This window comes from Actinoplanes subglobosus (assembly GCF_042650585.1).
GTDB classification, from domain to species: Bacteria; Actinomycetota; Actinomycetes; order Mycobacteriales; family Micromonosporaceae; genus Actinoplanes; species Actinoplanes subglobosus.
This window is the reverse complement of record NZ_JBHSBL010000036.1, coordinates 14,572-30,118: the sequence shown is the minus strand read 5'-3', so window position 1 is coordinate 30,118 and position 15,547 is coordinate 14,572. Positions and strand designations below refer to the sequence as shown.

Genomic DNA, 15,547 nt, shown 5'->3' with positions numbered 1-15,547 from the left:
GGCGGGTGACGGCAGGCGGGTGACGGGAGGCGGGAGGCGGCGGGCGGGTGACGGCGGGCGGGTGACGGCAGGCGGGAGGCGGGTGACGGAAGGCGGAGGCGGCGGGCGGGTGACGGGAGGCGGCAGGCGGCAGGCGGCAGGCGGCAGGGTTGTCGGCGGGGAGGCCCGGGCGTATGAGGTGTGACGGCGACCCTACGGGGTGAAAACTGAGGGTACAAGGTTTTCGGGATGGGCCGTATCGTGAACGCGTGCCACCAAGCAGCAGGTCAGGGAGTTACTCGGTCGGCCGCAAGCGTCGGGAGCGGATCGTCGAGATCGCGTCGGAGCGGTTTGCCGACGGGGGCTATCACCGCACGTCACTGACCGAGATCGCCGAGTCGGTCGGTGTCACCGAGGGCGGCCTGCTCTACCACTTCCCGTCGAAGAAGCACCTTCTGCTCGCGGTGGCCGAGCACCGCATCGAGACGATCGCCGGGTGGTGGTCGGAGCTGAGTCCGGAGGCGACCCTCGATCAGGTCTTCGCGGCGCTCGTGGCGACCACCGAGCGGTTCCTCGGACAGCCCGGCCTGATCGAGCTGGCGGTGCTGGCGGTGGCCGAGGCGGCCGATCCGTCCAGTCCGGCGCACGATTCCATGGCGGCCCGCTATCGGGAGGCGACCGGCGGGCTCGCGACGATCTTCGGTCGTTGTGCGGACCGCGGCGAGCTGAGGGAGGGTGTCGACTGTGCGGCGCTGGCCCGGGAGTGCGTCGCGGTCAGTGACGGCCTGCAATTACAGTGGGTGCTGAGTGGCGGGAGCATCGACTTGGCGGCCGGGATCCGCGACCACATGGGACGGATAGCGGCGACCGTCACAAATTAGTGGGGGAATCTCGCCCCGAGATTCCCGGTTCTCAGACTTGAGTCACCCACGCTCAAGAATCTGAGGAGCCACCCATGCTCACCACTCCCCCCCGCCTCACCGCCCGTGTCCTGGAGGGCTCGACCCGCAGTTCCGGTGCCCGACTCGACGCCTACCGGGTGGACGGCACGTTCTTCATCGACATCGATCTGCCCGGCGTCGACACCGCCTCGATCGACATCACTGTCGACGGCAAGGTGCTGACCGTCCGGGCCGAGCGTCGACGGCCTGACCAGGAGAACCTTCGGGTCGTGATCGCCGAACGTCCGATGGGCACGTTCAGCCGCCAGGTCGTGCTGTCCGAGAAGCTGGACACCGACCGGCTCGAGGCCCGCCATGACAACGGAGTCCTGACTCTGAGTATCCCGGTCCTGGAGCGCAGCCCACGTCGCGTCGAGGTCACTGTCTGACAGTCAGACGTCGTCGTCCGGCAATCAGATCGTCGTTTCTGACGATCAGATGGTGCGCTCCGGCGATTGCAGGCAAGCATAGGCAAGTATGGAATAACTCGGGCATATATATATGTATAGGTAAGTAAAGGCAAAAGTAGATAAACCGAGGTGCCTGCGGTACGAGGGGTACCTGGGACGCGGGGTACCAGGGACACCCGGGGTACAGGGGACACCAGGGGCACCTGGGGTGCCAGGGGCACCTGGGGTGCCAGGGACGCCTGGGGTGCCAGGGACACCTGGGGTGCCAGGGACACCCGGGGTACGAGGGACACCCGGGGTACCAGGGACACCCGGGGCAGCCGGGACACCAGCGACACCAGGGACACCAGGGACACCCGGGACACCAGGGACACCCGGGGAAGCAGCGGTACCAGGGGTACCAGGGGTAGGGGTACCGGAGGTAGCCAGAATCGCCTCTGACAGCCGGATCGTGCGCCCGGCCCGACAGCCGGGCTGGCATGCGGCAGCACGGGCTGGCATGCGGCAACCGTCAATGCTCGAACTGGATCCAGTTCAGATTGACGAACTCGCCGCTGTCGTTCGAAGTGAAGGTGAGGAAGACCGTGTGCACCCCGGACACCGGCTGGAGGACGGCGGTGCTCGTGCGCCACGATTGCCAGCCGCCGGTGTTGCTGATCGAGAGCTCACCGATCGTCGCGGCGTCCCGGCTGTCCAACCGGACCTGGACCCGGCCGGTGATCCCCGATCCTGACGACAGGCGGACCTTCAGCTCGGTCGCCGGCACGTCACCGAAGTCGATGTTGTCGAACCGTAGGTGGTCCTCCCGGTTGACCCAGCCGACGTTCTGGCCGCCGCCCTCATCCTGGGTCGACTCGGTCTCCACCCCGGACAGCTCGGTCGCCGACTCCGCCTGGATCACCGGATACGGAACCGCGCTGGGCGCGGACGCCGGCGAAGGTGAAGGCGAAGAGGAGGCCGAGGTGGGGGAGGGGGAGGCAGCCGCCGCCTGTGGCGTCACCAGCGGGTCGGCCGGGGTGTCCTGCCAGCGGCCGAACAGGTAGCCGACCAGCAGGAGGCCGGCGGCACCCAGCGCGAGCAGCAGCCGGCGCCGGTTCTGCCAGGACTTGGTGCGATAGACGGTCGGAGATCGCTGATCCACCCGGACAGGGTAGAACGAACCGCCTCCCACGCCGAGGGCGCGGGAGGCGGTTGTCGATCAGGACCGGTGGATCAGACCAGCGCGCCGGACTCCGGGAAGTGGCAGGCCGAGATCGATCCGTTCGGGTTGGGCAGGAGCACCGGCGCCTCGGCCGAGCACTTCTCCTGCGCCTTCCAGCAGCGAGTGTGGAAGACACAGCCGGACGGCGGGTCGATCGGTGACGGGACGTCACCCTCCAGCTTGATCCGGCTCGCGCCGCCCAGCTTCGTCACGTCCGGCACGGCGGAGAGCAGCGCACGGGTGTACGGGTGAGCCGGGCTCTCGTAGATCTGCTGACGCGTGCCGACCTCGACCATGCGACCCAGGTACATCACGGCGATCCGCTCACAGAAGTGCCGGACCACGGCCAGGTCGTGGGCGATGAAGACGAACGACAGCCCCAGGTCACGCTGCAGCTGGCGGAGCAGGTTGACCACCTGCGCCTGGATCGACACGTCGAGCGCGGAGACCGGCTCGTCGGCGACGATCAGCTTCGGCTTCAGCGCCAGGGCCCGGGCGATGCCGATGCGCTGCCGCTGGCCGCCGGAGAACTCGTGCGGGTACCGGTTGTAGTGCTCCGGGTTGAGACCGACGGTCTCCAGCAGCTCCTGCACGCGCTTCTTGACGCCACCGGGCGGCTCGATACCGTTGACCTGGAGCGGCATGGCGACGATCCGGCCCACGGTGTGCCGCGGGTTCAGCGAAGCGTACGGGTCCTGGAAGATGATCTGGATGTCCTGCCGCAGCTTGCGCAGGCGCGACCCCTTGGCGTGGGTGATGTCCTCACCCTCGAAGGTGATCTTGCCGGCGGTCGGCTCGAGCAGACGGACCAGCATGCGGCCGGTCGTGGTCTTGCCACAGCCGGACTCGCCCACCAGGCCGAGGGTCTCGCCGGGGCGGACCTCGAAATTCACATTCTCCACCGCGCGGACCACGGAGCCCTTGCCCCACAGGCCGGAACGGACCGGGAAGTGCTTGGTCAGGCCCTCGACCTTGAGCAGCGGCTCGCGGGCCGGAGCGGGCGTCGTGGCCGGGCTCGCCGCGCTGTCTGCGAGATCAGTCATTGGGCCACTCCTGCGTGCGCGATGTCTTCTGCATACAGCCGCTGCCGGGTCTCGAAGGACATGTGGCAGGCGACGTTGTGCCCGTCCTCACCGGCCGGACGGAGCTCCGGCACCTCGGAGAAGGAGCGATTGCCGTTCTGACCAGCGTAACGGCACCGCGGGTTGAAGGCACAACCCGTGGGGAGGTTGATCAGGCTGGGCGGGTTGCCCTTGATCGGCACCAGGTCGACGCTCGCGTCGCCGTGCAGCGACGGAACGCTGGCCAGCAGGCCCCAGGTGTACGGGTGCTGCGGCCGCTTCATGATCTGCTCGACCGTGCCGGTCTCGACGGGCCGGCCACCGTACATCACCAGGACGTCGTCGGCGACCTGCGAGACCACGCCCAAGTCGTGCGTGATCATGATGATCGCCGAGTGGAACTCCCGCTGGAGGTCCTCCAGGAGCTCCAGGATCTGCGCCTGCACGGTCACGTCCAGGGCGGTGGTCGGCTCGTCGGCGATCAGCAGCGCCGGGTCGTTGACCAGCGCCATCGCGATCATCGCGCGCTGCCGCATACCGCCGGAGAACTCGTGCGGGTACTGGTTGGCGCGACGCTGCGGCTGCGGGATGCCGACCCGGTCGAGCATGTCGACCGCCCGCTTGGCGGCCTCCCTCTTGCTCGCCTTCGGGTGGTGCACCTTGTACGCCTCGGCGATCTGCGCGCCGACCTTGTAGTACGGGTGCAGCGCGGACAGCGGATCCTGGAAGATCATCGCCACGTCCTTGCCGCGGAGGCGCTGGATCTGCTCCTCCTTCATCCCGACGATGTTCTTGCCACCGATCGAGATCTCACCGCTGATCTTCGTCCGGGCCGGGTTGTGCAGGCCCAGGATCGACATGCTGGTCACGCTCTTGCCGGAGCCGGACTCACCCACGATGCCGAGGGTCTGCCCGCGGCGTACGGAGAAGGTCACGCCGTCCACCGCGCGAACCAGGCCGTCCTCGGTCGGGAACTGCACCTTGAGATCGCGAACCTGCAGGTAGGCTTCCGGGTCCACGGCGGCCGCGGCAGGGCTGGTCGAGGTCGTCATTTCGCTCTTTTCCACGTCAGCTCTGGACGGCTCAGCCGAGTCGCACGCGGGGGTCGATCACCGCGTAGAGCATGTCGACGATGATGTTCATGGCGACGATGAAGAATGCCGCCAACAGGACCGTGGCCATGACCAGCGGCAGGTTCAGGTCGGCGACCGCTTCCGCGGCCTCGCGGCCGATGCCGTTGAGGCTGAACACGCTTTCGGTGATGACGACGCCACCGAGGTAGGCACCGAGGTCGACACCGGCGATCGTCACGATCGGGGTGATGGCGGCCCGCAGCGCGTGGCGGCGGTTGACCACCCGGGCGGACAGGCCCTTGGCCCGTGCCGTCCGGACGAAGTCCTCCTGAAGCGTCTCGATCATCTGCGCCCGGGAGAGCCGCGCGTACAGCGCCGAGTTGATCAGGCCGAGGGTGATCCAGGGCAGCAGCATGCCGCCGGCCCAGGCGAGCGGGTCCTCGGTGATCGGCGTGTAGTGCGGGTTGGGCAGGAGCCCGGTCTGATAGACGAGCACCAGCAGCAGCACACCGCCGAGGGTGTAGGTCTGGGTGGAGGCGAAGCCGACGGAGGCGCCGATCGCGGCCCGGTCGAAGACCGTGCCCTTCTTGAGCGCCGCCAGCATGCCGAGCCCGATGCCGACGGTCAGGAAGACCACCATCGCCCCGGCCACGATGCTCACCGTCACCGGGAGCGAACGGGAGATGGTCTCGGTCACGGGCTCCTTGCTGCGGAAGGAGTATCCGAGGCAGGGGGCTTCGCACTCGCGGAGGGTGCCGGCGTCGTTGATGGTGCGGCCGACGAAGACGCCCTTGACGAAGTCTGTGTACTGCTTGGTGAGCGGCTGATCGAGACCGAGGCTCTTCTCGACCTGTTCGATCCGCTCGGGGGAGCAGTTGCGCCCGCACATGGTCCACGCGGGGCTCGCCGGCACCGCGAAGAACAGCAGGAACGTGACGATCGAGATGGCCACCAGCGTGGTCGACGCCAGTAGCAGGCGCTTGATCAGGAAGCGGAGCACGGTTCTCTACATTCCTTTTGACTGGCCACGGCCGGGTGGGATGACCACGGGTTTCGCGATCATCCCACCCGGCGTGACTGGAGACTTGTTACGGCTTGACGAACATGGTGTTGAGGGTGAGGTGACCGAACGAGTCGCTCAGGAACGTCCCGCCGATCTTGGAGCCGGTGATCTCGTAGTTCCCGATGTAGTACTGCGGGATCAGCGGAGCCTCGGTCTCCATGATGAGCTTGTCAAGCTTGGCCCACTCAGCGGCCGACTCGGTGGCCTTGAGGCCCTTGATCCGGTCGATCTCCTTGTTGACCACGTCCGAGTTGAAGTAGGCGAGGTTCTGGTTGCCCTTCTCACGGATGGTGCGGCCGTCGAGGAGCTCCGGGATGACGGTCGCGGCGGACGGCCAGTCGGCACCCCAGCCACCACGGATCAGGTCGTACTGGTTGCCGCGGGTACCGACGCTCTCGTAGTAGGTCGCGGGGTCGAGCGGGGTCAGAACCAGCTCGATACCGGCCTTGGCGTAGGTCTCCTTGGTCTTGGCAGCCATCTGCTGCCGGACCGGGGTGTTCGGGAACGCGTAGGTCAGCTTGATGGCCTTGCCACCCAGCAGCTCCTTGGCCTTCTCCGGGTTACCGGTCGGGCCACCGTCGTAGGCGTTGAAGTTCTGGTAGCCCGCGATGGTCGGCGAGGTGATGGTCGAGCCGAACTGGTCGACGCCACCGCGCAGCTTGATGATGGAGTCACGGTCGACCGCGTAGTTGAGCGCCTGGCGCACCTTCAGGTCGGTGACCCGCTCGGTGTTGATCCAGGTGTACTCGACGTACTGCGACGGGCCGGCCTTGACCCGCTCCTTGACCGCCGGCTCGGTGGTCTTCGGGAGCACCGCGGCCGGGACGTTCGCCCAGATGAACGCCGTCTTGTCCTCTTCGGCGTCGGCGACGACGCGCTGGGCACCGGTCTCGGCGGTGATGCCGAACTCGACGCGGATGCCGTCCGGGTAGGCGTTACGGATCGGGTCCGTGTTCGCGTCCCAGTTGGGGTTGCGGACGAAGTCGATGTACTGGTCGTACGCGTGGTCCTTGATCATGTACGGACCCGACGAGACCGGCTTGCGGTCGTAGTCGCCCTTGGTGTCCTTCGCGGCGGGGACCGGCGCCGAGGTGGGCATGGCCACCGCGTACGGGGTCTCACACTGCGCGGCCGGGAACGTGAAGGTGATCACGTTGCCCTCGGCCTTGACGCCCGGGACAGCGGCGCCGGCACTCTGGAACGGGCCCTTGTAGGTGGTGTTGTACTCGGCGGAGCCGGTCAGCCACTTCTGCAGGTAGGTCGGGCCGTCACCCCAGTCGGGGTCGAACGAGCGCGAGATGCCGTAGACGACGTCGGCGCCGGTGATCGGCGTGCCGTCCTCGAACTTCAGGCCGTCCTTCAGGGTGTACTTCCACACCTTGCAGTCGCCGTTGACGTCCTCACCCGCGTTGGTGGCGAGGTCGCCTACCAGCTTCAGGTTGCCCTTGCCGTCCTCCTTGTACCCGGTCAGGGTACGGGCGAACTGCGTGGCGATGGACAGGGCGTCCGAGACGTAGATCTTCTGGGGGTCGAGGTGCGCGAACTCCGCCTCGTGGAGGAGCTTCACAGTGCCGCCCTTCGCGGCGCCCTCGACAGCCTTGGCCGGACCCTGCGACTCCGCGGGGTCGGTTGCGATAGTGCCGGTCTGCACCCGGTTCTGCTGGTCGCCGCCGCCGCCGTTGTCGTTCGTGGTCTCCGAACACCCGCTGGCAACAAGAGCAACCGCCAGAACGCCGACGGACAGCGCTCCGAACTTGCGTCGCACTTAGATTCTCCTTCTCTCAACCGGAACGTGCCTGGGCCGATCGGCCCTCCACGACACGAGCGGAAGTACACGGTTTTTAGTTGTGTTCCTTTACCGGCCGGTCACTTCGACGACTTCGGGTCAAGCGCGTCGCGAAGGGAGTCGCCCAGCAGGTTGAAGGCGAGGACCACGATGAACACGGTCGTCGCGGGGATCAGGAAGTAGGCCCAGTCCGGGGTGCCCAGCCACTGCCGGCCGTAGTAGACCAGGCGGCCGAGGTCGGGAGTGGGCTCCACGACGCCGATGTTGAGGAAGGACAGCGCGGCCTCCGCGGCGATGAATCCCGGGAGCGCCAGGGAGAAGGCGACCAGGATCGGCGCCCAGATGTTCGGGAGCAGCTGCTTGAACAGGATGTGCGCGCTGCCGGCGCCGGCAGCGCGGGCGGCCTCCACGTACTCCCGCTCGCGCAGCGACAGGATCTGGCCACGGACCAGACGCGCCGTGGTCATCCAGCCGAAGATCGCGAACACCCCGATGATGACGCTGATCCGGAACGAGCCCGGAACCTCCTCGCCGACGTCGAACGCGGCGGTGTTGATGATCGGGATGATCGCCAGGGCGAAGACCAGGAACGGGAAGGCCAGCATGAAGTCGGTGAACCAGGTCAGAGCCTGGTCGACCCAGCCGCCGAAGTAGCCGGAGACGATGCCGAGCACGACGCCCGCGACGATCGACAGGATCGCGGCCGAGAAGGCGATGATCAGCGAGGTGCGCAGGCCGAAGATGAGCTGCATGAACAGGTCACGGCCGCTGCCGGCCTCGAGGCCCAGCCAGTGGTCGCCGGTGACACCGCCCAGGTAGCCGGTCGGCAGACCCTGGAAGTTCAGCTTGTCGCTGAAGCCCTCGGTCGGGGTCATCCCGTACAGCCGGGAGATCACCGGAGCCAGGAGCGCCAGCAGGATGAAGAACACGACGGTGATGAAGCTGCCGAACGCGGTCCGGTCCCGCTTGAGACGGATCCACGCGAGCTGGCCCGGTGAACGGCCGACGAATGCCTTGGCCGTGTCGGGCTGGAGAACCGCTACCGCCGTATCCTCGGTGCCTGGTGAGCGTGAGTCGGCGGTGGCCGGGGTGTTGCTCATGATGCGGTGTCTCCTCGTAGCGGACTTGATCGCGAAACGAACCTGTCACTCGCGGTGGCGAGCCTGGTCCTGCCCGGTCCCGGGCGGGTCGACTCGGCCCGTCGTCGTGACGGCGGGCGCTCGATGCGCATCAGGATCGTCAGCATGCGGCCGGGGTCGATAGTTGGTTGTACCACGCACCAATCCCTCCCCCGGTGACGCGCCCCCAACGGCGCTATGTGAGCGGTATTCGTCTGCCGCGGTTCAGAAATTTATCCGAGATCCGCAGGCCGAGAAATGTGTTGACGCATCGATCCGGTAACGGAACGGGTTCGTTGTCATAAGGCCTAGGTCATATCGTGCTTCGAGTCCCGGGGTCATAAGAACCCATTTTGGGGGTAAAAGCGCCATCTTCCATGCGGCGAAACGACCGGAGGGCAGAGAATGTCGGGTTTACCGCGCTTATGCGTTCTTGCAGTTGCGGAGAGTTACCGTCCCTGGTGGGCGCCGCGTGACGCCGCACTGTTTCCCTGCGGTTTCCGATTTCGAACCTCCATCGGCTCGCGCCGATGAACGTTGCGTAGTCGCATCATGTAACAAGATCGCGCATTTATCGGCGCTCGATTGAGGCCGGCCCTTTGGGGGTCGATCAGTGGTTCGGAGCCAGTCCGGCGAGAACTTCCGCACCCAGCTCGGCGGCGGCCCGTGGGTCCGCATCGAGCCCGCCGATACGCGGATCCCAGTTCGGTTCGTAGAACAGTTCGGTGGCGCCCGCTTCAGCGTACCTCTCGGCGCCGGCACGGATCTGCGCCCAGTCGCCGGAGAGCGGGACGGCCTCGTCGCGCCGCCCGGCCTGGACCACGCCGCGGACCACGATCCGCAACTCGTCCGGATCCCGGCCGGCCTCCTCGGCGGCCTCCCGGACGATCCGGACGCCGCGGGCGATCTCCGGCAGGGTGGTCCGGCTGCTGCTCACCCACCCCGCCGCGATCCGGCCGGCCCGCCGCAACGCCACGTCAGCGGTGCCGCCGAGCAGCACCGGAGGGCCGCCGATCCGGCCCGGAGCGGGCAGCATCCGGCTCGGCGGAATCCGGTAGAAACGGCCGCCGAATTCCGTCTCCTCGCCGCTGAACAGGGCTTTCAGAACGTCGAGATACTCCTCGGTACGCGGGCCGCGCGGTTTCGGATCCGATCCGGTCGCCTCGAACTCGACCTCCGACCAGCCGGTTCCCAGACCCAGATCGAACCGCCCGCCGGACAGCCGGTCCAGCGATCCCGCCTGCTTGGCCAGATATGCCGGCGACACATACGGCAGGTTGATCACCGAGACGCCCAGCCGGATCCGCGACGTAGCGGCGGCCGCCCAGGTCAGCGCGACGATCGGATCCAGCACGCTGTGATAGACCGGCGCGAGATCCTGGTCACGCCCGACGAGCAGCCGCTGGAACGCCCACAGGCCGTGATAGCCGAGGTCCTCGGCCTGCCGCGCGATCGTGGTCAACGTCTCCGGCTGCGCCCATGCGCCGGACACCGGACATCCGAAACTGATCAGCATGAAAAGCAACCTAACCGCCGCGGCCGGTCACCGTCGGCGGAGTGCCCGGTGTGCGTCGTGACTCTTTCTTCGAGCACGATGTCGTACGGGCCGGAAGGAGCGCTGCCGAGCCGCGCGACGCGGCCACGGGGCGCGGCGGACAGGGCGACCTCACGGGCGTATCCCCCGGTCACCGGCCCCCCAGCGGGCGTGCCCACGCCGGTCAGGAGACCGGATAGATCCGCGCCGGAGTGACCAGCACCGCGGTGCGCCGCTGCTCAGCCATGGTGCGGTCATAGGCCGGCCAGTCGTCGTGGGTGCCGCCGGCGGCCGTGAAGATCTCCCGCAGCAGCAGCCGCAGGCGCTCCGGGTCGAGCCACGGGTGCGGATCGTCCGGACCGGCCAGGAGTGCCCGGCCCTCGACCGTCGCGTAGCGCCAGCCGCTGCGGAACGCCACCGCGATCTGCGGCCGCTCCCGCAGGTTGCGCAGTTTGACCGCCCCGTAGGTGACGAACGCCAGCACCGGTGTCCCGTCCGCCGGATGTCCGATGATGCCCGTGTTCACCAGCGTCGACTGCACGGTCAGATCGGCCCGCACGGTCGAGACGATCGCCAGCCCGGTCTCGTCCCGGCTCAGTCCCCACGCGTCCTCGAGCGCACCCATTCCACCAGAGTAGGTCCGCCTGCCGGGAGGCGCGCCGGAGGGGGCGACGGATCGCCTACTCCGCGTGACGGACCGCCTCAGCCCGGCGGTCGCGCTTCGGCCGGAACGGATCATCGGGCTCGCGTGGCTCGGCGGGACTCTGCGTAGCCGTACGAAATCGTGGTTTCAGACGTTGGCGCCTTCGAGGAAGAGCCGGCCCGCCTCGGCCGCCGGGACCGGCCGGGAGAAGTAGTAACCCTGCGCGAAGCCGCAGCCCATCTCGCGCAGGGCCGCGAGCTGGCCGAACTCCTCGATGCCCTCGGCGACGGTCGCCATGCCGAGGCTCTTGCCGAGGCGGACGATGGTGTCGGTGAGCGCGGTGTCGTCGGCGATGACACCGAGACGTTCCACGAACGACCGGTCGATCTTGAGGGTGTCGACCGGGAACCGGCGCAGGTAGGCCAGTGACGAGTAGCCGGTGCCGAAGTCGTCGATGGCCAGGGTCAGGCCGAGGGCCTTGAGGCGCAGGAGCTGCTCCAGATTGGCCTCGGTGTCGGTCATCAGGACGCTCTCGGTCATCTCCAGGCACAGCCGGTCGGCGGGCATGCCGGTCTCGGCGAGGACCCGGGCGACCATCTCGGACAGATCGGCCCGGTCGAACTGGCGGACCGAGACGTTCACCGACATCTTCGGCGGGTAGCCGTCGCCGGCCACCCCCCACTCGACGGCCTGCCGGCACGCCTCGTGCAGCACCCACTGGCCGAGCGGCACGATCAGGCCGGTGGCCTCGGCGATCGGGATGAAGTCGAGCGGGTTGATCATGCCGCGGGTCGGGTGCGGCCAGCGGACCAGCGCCTCGAAGCCGATCACCTGACTGGTCGCCAGGTCGACGGTCGGCTGGTAGTGCAGGCGCAGGTCGCCGTTCTCCAGCGCGGCACGCAGGTCGGACTCCAGCTCCAGCCGGTCCACGAGACCCTCGCGCATGCGCGGGTGGTAATTGGAGAAGACGCCGCCGCCGGTCGCCTTGGCGTGATGCATGGCCAGGTCGGCGTTGCGCATCAGCTGCTCGGCACGGTCGCCGGCGTTCTCCTCGGCGTCACCGAGGGAGGCGGTGCCGGCCAGGCCGATGCTGGCCCGGACGTGGATCTGGCGCTCGCCGAACATCACCGGGGCGTCCAGGTCGTCGAGGATCCGGCGGGCCACCGGTGCGGCACCCTCCTCTTCCTCGCCGAGCAGCAGCACCCCGAACTCGTCGGCGCCGAACCGGGCCACCAGGTCGCCGTCCCGCACACAGCCGCGCAGCCGGTCGGCGACCTGCACCAGCAGCTGGTCGCCGGCCAGGTGGCCGAGGCTGTCGTTGATGCGCTTGAAGCCGTCCAGGTCCAGGTGCAACACGGTCACGGCGCCGGTGGCGCGCATCGCGGTGGCGGCCCGCTCCCGGAACAGGGCGCGGTTGGCCAGCTGGGTCAGCGAGTCGTGGTAGGCCTCGTGCATGAGCTGCTCCTGGAGCTCCATGCGCTCGCTGATGTCCCGGGTGTTCAGCACGAAGCCGGCCACGTGCGGGTCGTCCACCAGGTTCGTGATGATCACCTCGGAGGGGCGTTTGCCGCCGTCCCGGTGGGTGTGCACGACCTCCAGCGTGACGTCGGCGAACGGGCGGGCGGCGACCTGGCGCATCGCCTGGCACAGCCGCATCGCCACCTCGGCGTCGACCAGCTCGGTGTAGCGGCGGCCGACGAACGCCTCCGACGGGTAGCCGAACACCCGGCGCATCGACTCGCTCTGGTAGCGGATCAGGCCGTCCGCGTCGATCACCGTGACCACGTCCGAACTGTGCCGGATCAGTGCCTCGAACCACTGCTCCCGGGCGTGCAGCTCGGCGGTCCGCTCCTCGACCCGGCTCTCCAGGGTGCGGGTCAGGGCACGGTTCTCCATCTGGGTGAGGAGCTGCCGGCCCACGATCAACAGGATGAGGAACGAGCGGGTGTACGCGACGAACGGGTGGCTGTGCCCGGTCTGCACGTGGAACATCACGCTGGAACCGAGCGCCGCCAGTACCGCGATGTACGGAACCGTGACCGCCGTGCTCCAGACACCCGCCGGCAGGTCCAGCGGCTTGGCGTCGTTGTCGCGGGGACGGACCGCACCCATCAGGACCAGGGCGTACCCGGCCAGCGACGGCAGGTGCACGAGCGGGGCCGCACCGAAGTCGTCGATCAGTTCGAGATAGACGTGCCCGACGTCGGTGACGGCGAACGCGACCATCCCCATGCCGAAGAACGCCAGATCGGCGCCGCAGCCGTGCCGGCGGCGCTGCGGCGGCAGCATGTAGGCCAGGATCGTGGCGATCACGATGTCGGTCATCGGGAAGACCAGCGTGAAGTAGAACTCGGCGCCGTGCGCGCTCTCCTCCAGCCGAGGGTCCACCACGAAGATCCAGGCGACCAGGACCAGCGACGAGGCGATCAACAGGCCGTCGAGAACGCTGCGAAGCCGGTTCACCAGCGGCTGGGAGGCGCTCGGCAGGGTCAGCACACCGGCCGGGATCACGATCATCAGCCCGATCAGCCCGGGCGCGCCGAGCATGGGGAACAGGTCGCGGGTCACCCCCGGGACCGGCCACTGGGTGAACCAGCCGAACTGGCCGAGACCCCACAGGAACACCCCGGCGGCGAGCAGCGACCACCCCCAGCGGGCCCGTCCGGTGAAGCCACGGGACCGCCACACACAACCGGCCGCGGCGGCCGACGACATAGCGAGCAGACCCCAGGCGGTGAACCCGCGGGCCGCGTCCGGTCCACCGGCGCCCGCGACCACCAGGGCGCTCAGGACGGCGAGGGCGGTGCCGGCCGCGATGCTGAGCCGGGCCCAGCGACGCGTCGCCCGCGGATCCGGCACTGTCGTGTCGACTGCCATCCGCTCGCCCCTTTCCGGTACGCCTCCCCGGCTGAGGTGCCGAGGTCAGGTCAACCGGGGTCATCGGGCCGGGGCGGGCCGTCCTGAGAAGATCCTGACAATCAGTTACCGACCAGGCCGTCCTCGTAGGCGACGATCACCAACTGCACCCGGTCCCGGACGCCGAGCTTGGCGATCGCCCGGGTGACGTGGGTCTTCGCGGTCAGCGGGCTGATCACCAGAGTGCTCGCGATCTCATCGTTCGACAGGCCGGTGGCGACCAGCCGGACCACCTCCCGCTCGCGCTCGGTGAGCACGGACAGGCGCTCACCACCGGCCCGCCCGGCCGCCGGGACCGGGCGGTGCGCGAACTGGCCGACGACACGGCGGGTGACGCTGGGAGAGAGCAGGGCGTCCCCGCCGGCCACCACCCGGACCGCGGTGCGCAGCGCCTCCGGGTCGATCTCCTTGGTCAGGAAACCGCTGGCACCGGCGGCGAGGGCGGTGAAGACGTACTCGTCGGTCTCGAAGGTGGTCAGGATGATGATCCGGGTCTGCTGGGCGGCCAGGATCTTCCTGGTCGCGGTGATGCCGTCCATGCCGGGCATCCGGATGTCCATCAGGATCACGTCGGGCCGCAGCTCCCGGGCGGCGCGGACCGCCTCGTCGCCGGTGGCCGCCTCGCCCACCACCGACAGGTCCCGGCCGCGCCGCAGCAGGCTCCGGAAACCGGCCCGGACCAGGTGCTGGTCGTCGGCGAGGAGAACGGTGATGGTCATGTCCGCTCCGTCACGGGGATGGCGGCCCGTACCGTGAAACCGGTCGTGCCGGGACCGGCGGTGAGCGCGCCGCCGAGCGCCGCCACCCGCTCCCGCATCCCGGCGATGCCGTGGCCGTCGGCGGACTCGCCGCCCGTCCCGTCGTCGCGGACCTCGACGACCACGCTGTCCGGCGCGTACCGGACCGTCACCGTGACCCGCCCGGCCCCGGCGTGCCGGACCGTGTTGGTCAGCGACTCCTGCACCACCCGGTAGACGGCGGCCGCGACCGGCGCCGGCAGTTCCACCGGTTCACCGGTCTCGGTGAGGGTCACGTCGAGTCCCGCCTCCCGGACCTGTCCGAGCAGCCGGTCCAGACTCTCCATCGCCGGGAGTTCCCCCTCGCGTAGCACGCCGACCAGGGCTTTCAGGTCGGTCATGGCCCGGCCGCGGACCTCCTGGGCGAGCACCAGCGACGCCCTCGCCTCCTCCGGCTCGGTGTCGAAGGCGTCCAGCGCCACGTTCAGGTGCACGCCCACCACGGCGAGCGTGTGCGACACGACGTCGTGCAGGTCACGGGCGATCTCCACGCGCTCCTCGGCGCGCCGGCGGAGGGACTCGACGTCGAACCGGTGGGCCACCTCGGCCCGCCAGCGCAGCGTGTTCCGGTAGGCCGTGGCCCCGGCGAGCACCGCGGCCACCCACAGCGCCTCCCCGCCCAGGTGGGCGAACACCCAGTTCGCCGGGTGCGGGTAGACGAAGGTGTCCCAGTTGACGCCCCAGAGGAGCATGACCGCCGAGGTGACCACCGCGGTCCGCAGCCGCCCGGCCAGCACCAGCGCCATCAGGGCGGCGGTCGCCGGCCACACCCAGCCGGCCTCGATCAGATGGGCGGCGCGCCAGGCGGTGACCGTCGAGAAGGCCAGGAGCAGCATGGCGAGCGGCCAGCGGCGGGCGGCCAGCATCATCGCGGCCAGCGACGTGGCCAGCGCGGAGATCAGGGCGACCGGACCGAGCCCACCGGTGAGGGCGAGCCCCGTCGGCACGCCCACCAGGGTCAGCGCGGCGGCGGTACGGGCGATGCTCTTCGTCATGCCGGGGACGCTATTTCCGGCGGGCGCCGC

General features: G+C 68.9%; 13 protein-coding genes. 2 read left to right on the top strand and 11 right to left on the bottom strand.

The features are described 5' to 3' along the window. The first annotated feature begins 248 nt into the window (after window positions 1-248). Window positions 249-860 (top strand): TetR/AcrR family transcriptional regulator, encoded by a 612-nt coding sequence (locus tag ACFO0C_RS46590; RefSeq protein WP_378073319.1) that lies wholly within the window; start codon window positions 249-251, stop codon window positions 858-860. 74 nt (window positions 861-934) lie between these two features. After that, the gene (locus tag ACFO0C_RS46585) at window positions 935-1,309 is read left to right on the top strand and encodes an Hsp20/alpha crystallin family protein (protein ID WP_378073318.1); all 375 of its coding nucleotides are present in this window, start codon (window positions 935-937) and stop codon (window positions 1,307-1,309) included. A gap of 532 nt (window positions 1,310-1,841) precedes the next feature. Here the strand turns inward: ACFO0C_RS46585 and ACFO0C_RS46580 are convergent. The 11 genes from ACFO0C_RS46580 to ACFO0C_RS46530 form a co-directional block, all read right to left on the bottom strand. Then, window positions 1,842-2,471, bottom strand: coding sequence for a carbohydrate-binding protein (locus ACFO0C_RS46580; RefSeq protein WP_378073317.1), 630 nt, complete (start codon window positions 2,469-2,471; stop codon window positions 1,842-1,844). A 71-nt stretch (window positions 2,472-2,542) separates the two neighbouring features. Then, a complete protein-coding gene (locus ACFO0C_RS46575) occupies window positions 2,543-3,574 on the bottom strand; it encodes an ABC transporter ATP-binding protein (RefSeq protein ID WP_378073316.1) in 1,032 nt (343 codons plus the stop codon). After that, entirely contained in the window at window positions 3,571-4,644 is a 1,074-nt protein-coding gene (locus ACFO0C_RS46570; RefSeq protein WP_378073315.1) for an ABC transporter ATP-binding protein, read from the bottom strand. Before ACFO0C_RS46570 ends, ACFO0C_RS46575 begins: the two co-directional genes overlap by 4 nt. Window positions 4,645-4,675: 31 nt before the next feature. Beyond that, a complete protein-coding gene (locus ACFO0C_RS46565) occupies window positions 4,676-5,665 on the bottom strand; it encodes an ABC transporter permease (protein ID WP_378073314.1) in 990 nt (329 codons plus the stop codon). Window positions 5,666-5,753: 88 nt separating this feature from the next. Further along, the gene (locus ACFO0C_RS46560; RefSeq protein WP_378073313.1) at window positions 5,754-7,493 is read right to left on the bottom strand and encodes an ABC transporter substrate-binding protein; all 1,740 of its coding nucleotides are present in this window, start codon (window positions 7,491-7,493) and stop codon (window positions 5,754-5,756) included. A 101-nt stretch (window positions 7,494-7,594) separates the two neighbouring features. Then, window positions 7,595-8,614, bottom strand: a complete 1,020-nt coding sequence (locus ACFO0C_RS46555) for an ABC transporter permease (RefSeq protein WP_378073312.1) — start codon at window positions 8,612-8,614, stop codon at window positions 7,595-7,597. A gap of 628 nt (window positions 8,615-9,242) precedes the next feature. Beyond that, window positions 9,243-10,148, bottom strand: coding sequence for a TIGR03619 family F420-dependent LLM class oxidoreductase (locus ACFO0C_RS46550; RefSeq protein ID WP_378073311.1), 906 nt, complete (start codon window positions 10,146-10,148; stop codon window positions 9,243-9,245). Window positions 10,149-10,350: 202 nt separating this feature from the next. Next, window positions 10,351-10,791, bottom strand: coding sequence for a TIGR03618 family F420-dependent PPOX class oxidoreductase (locus tag ACFO0C_RS46545; RefSeq protein WP_378073310.1), 441 nt, complete (start codon window positions 10,789-10,791; stop codon window positions 10,351-10,353). 165 nt (window positions 10,792-10,956) lie between these two features. Continuing rightward, the gene (locus ACFO0C_RS46540; RefSeq protein ID WP_378073309.1) at window positions 10,957-13,686 is read right to left on the bottom strand and encodes a putative bifunctional diguanylate cyclase/phosphodiesterase; all 2,730 of its coding nucleotides are present in this window, start codon (window positions 13,684-13,686) and stop codon (window positions 10,957-10,959) included. Window positions 13,687-13,787: 101 nt separating this feature from the next. Then, on the bottom strand, window positions 13,788-14,444 hold the full coding sequence (locus tag ACFO0C_RS46535) for a response regulator (protein WP_378073308.1): 657 nt from the start codon (window positions 14,442-14,444) through the stop codon (window positions 13,788-13,790). After that, window positions 14,441-15,517, bottom strand: a complete 1,077-nt coding sequence (locus ACFO0C_RS46530; RefSeq protein WP_378073307.1) for an ATP-binding protein — start codon at window positions 15,515-15,517, stop codon at window positions 14,441-14,443. The genes ACFO0C_RS46535 and ACFO0C_RS46530 overlap by 4 nt, the downstream gene beginning before the upstream one ends. Window positions 15,518-15,547 lie beyond the last annotated feature (30 nt).

Coding starts and splice junctions, on each gene's coding strand:
- ACFO0C_RS46550 (WP_378073311.1), bottom strand. CDS start 10,148: ATGCTGATCAGTTTCGGATGTCCGGTGTCCGGCGCATGGGCGCAGCCG.
- ACFO0C_RS46570 (WP_378073315.1), bottom strand. CDS start 4,644: ATGACGACCTCGACCAGCCCTGCCGCGGCCGCCGTGGACCCGGAAGCC.
- ACFO0C_RS46585 (WP_378073318.1), top strand. CDS start 935: ATGCTCACCACTCCCCCCCGCCTCACCGCCCGTGTCCTGGAGGGCTCG.
- ACFO0C_RS46555 (WP_378073312.1), bottom strand. CDS start 8,614: ATGAGCAACACCCCGGCCACCGCCGACTCACGCTCACCAGGCACCGAG.
- ACFO0C_RS46540 (WP_378073309.1), bottom strand. CDS start 13,686: ATGGCAGTCGACACGACAGTGCCGGATCCGCGGGCGACGCGTCGCTGG.
- ACFO0C_RS46575 (WP_378073316.1), bottom strand. CDS start 3,574: ATGACTGATCTCGCAGACAGCGCGGCGAGCCCGGCCACGACGCCCGCT.
- ACFO0C_RS46530 (WP_378073307.1), bottom strand. CDS start 15,517: ATGACGAAGAGCATCGCCCGTACCGCCGCCGCGCTGACCCTGGTGGGC.
- ACFO0C_RS46535 (WP_378073308.1), bottom strand. CDS start 14,444: ATGACCATCACCGTTCTCCTCGCCGACGACCAGCACCTGGTCCGGGCC.
- ACFO0C_RS46545 (WP_378073310.1), bottom strand. CDS start 10,791: ATGGGTGCGCTCGAGGACGCGTGGGGACTGAGCCGGGACGAGACCGGG.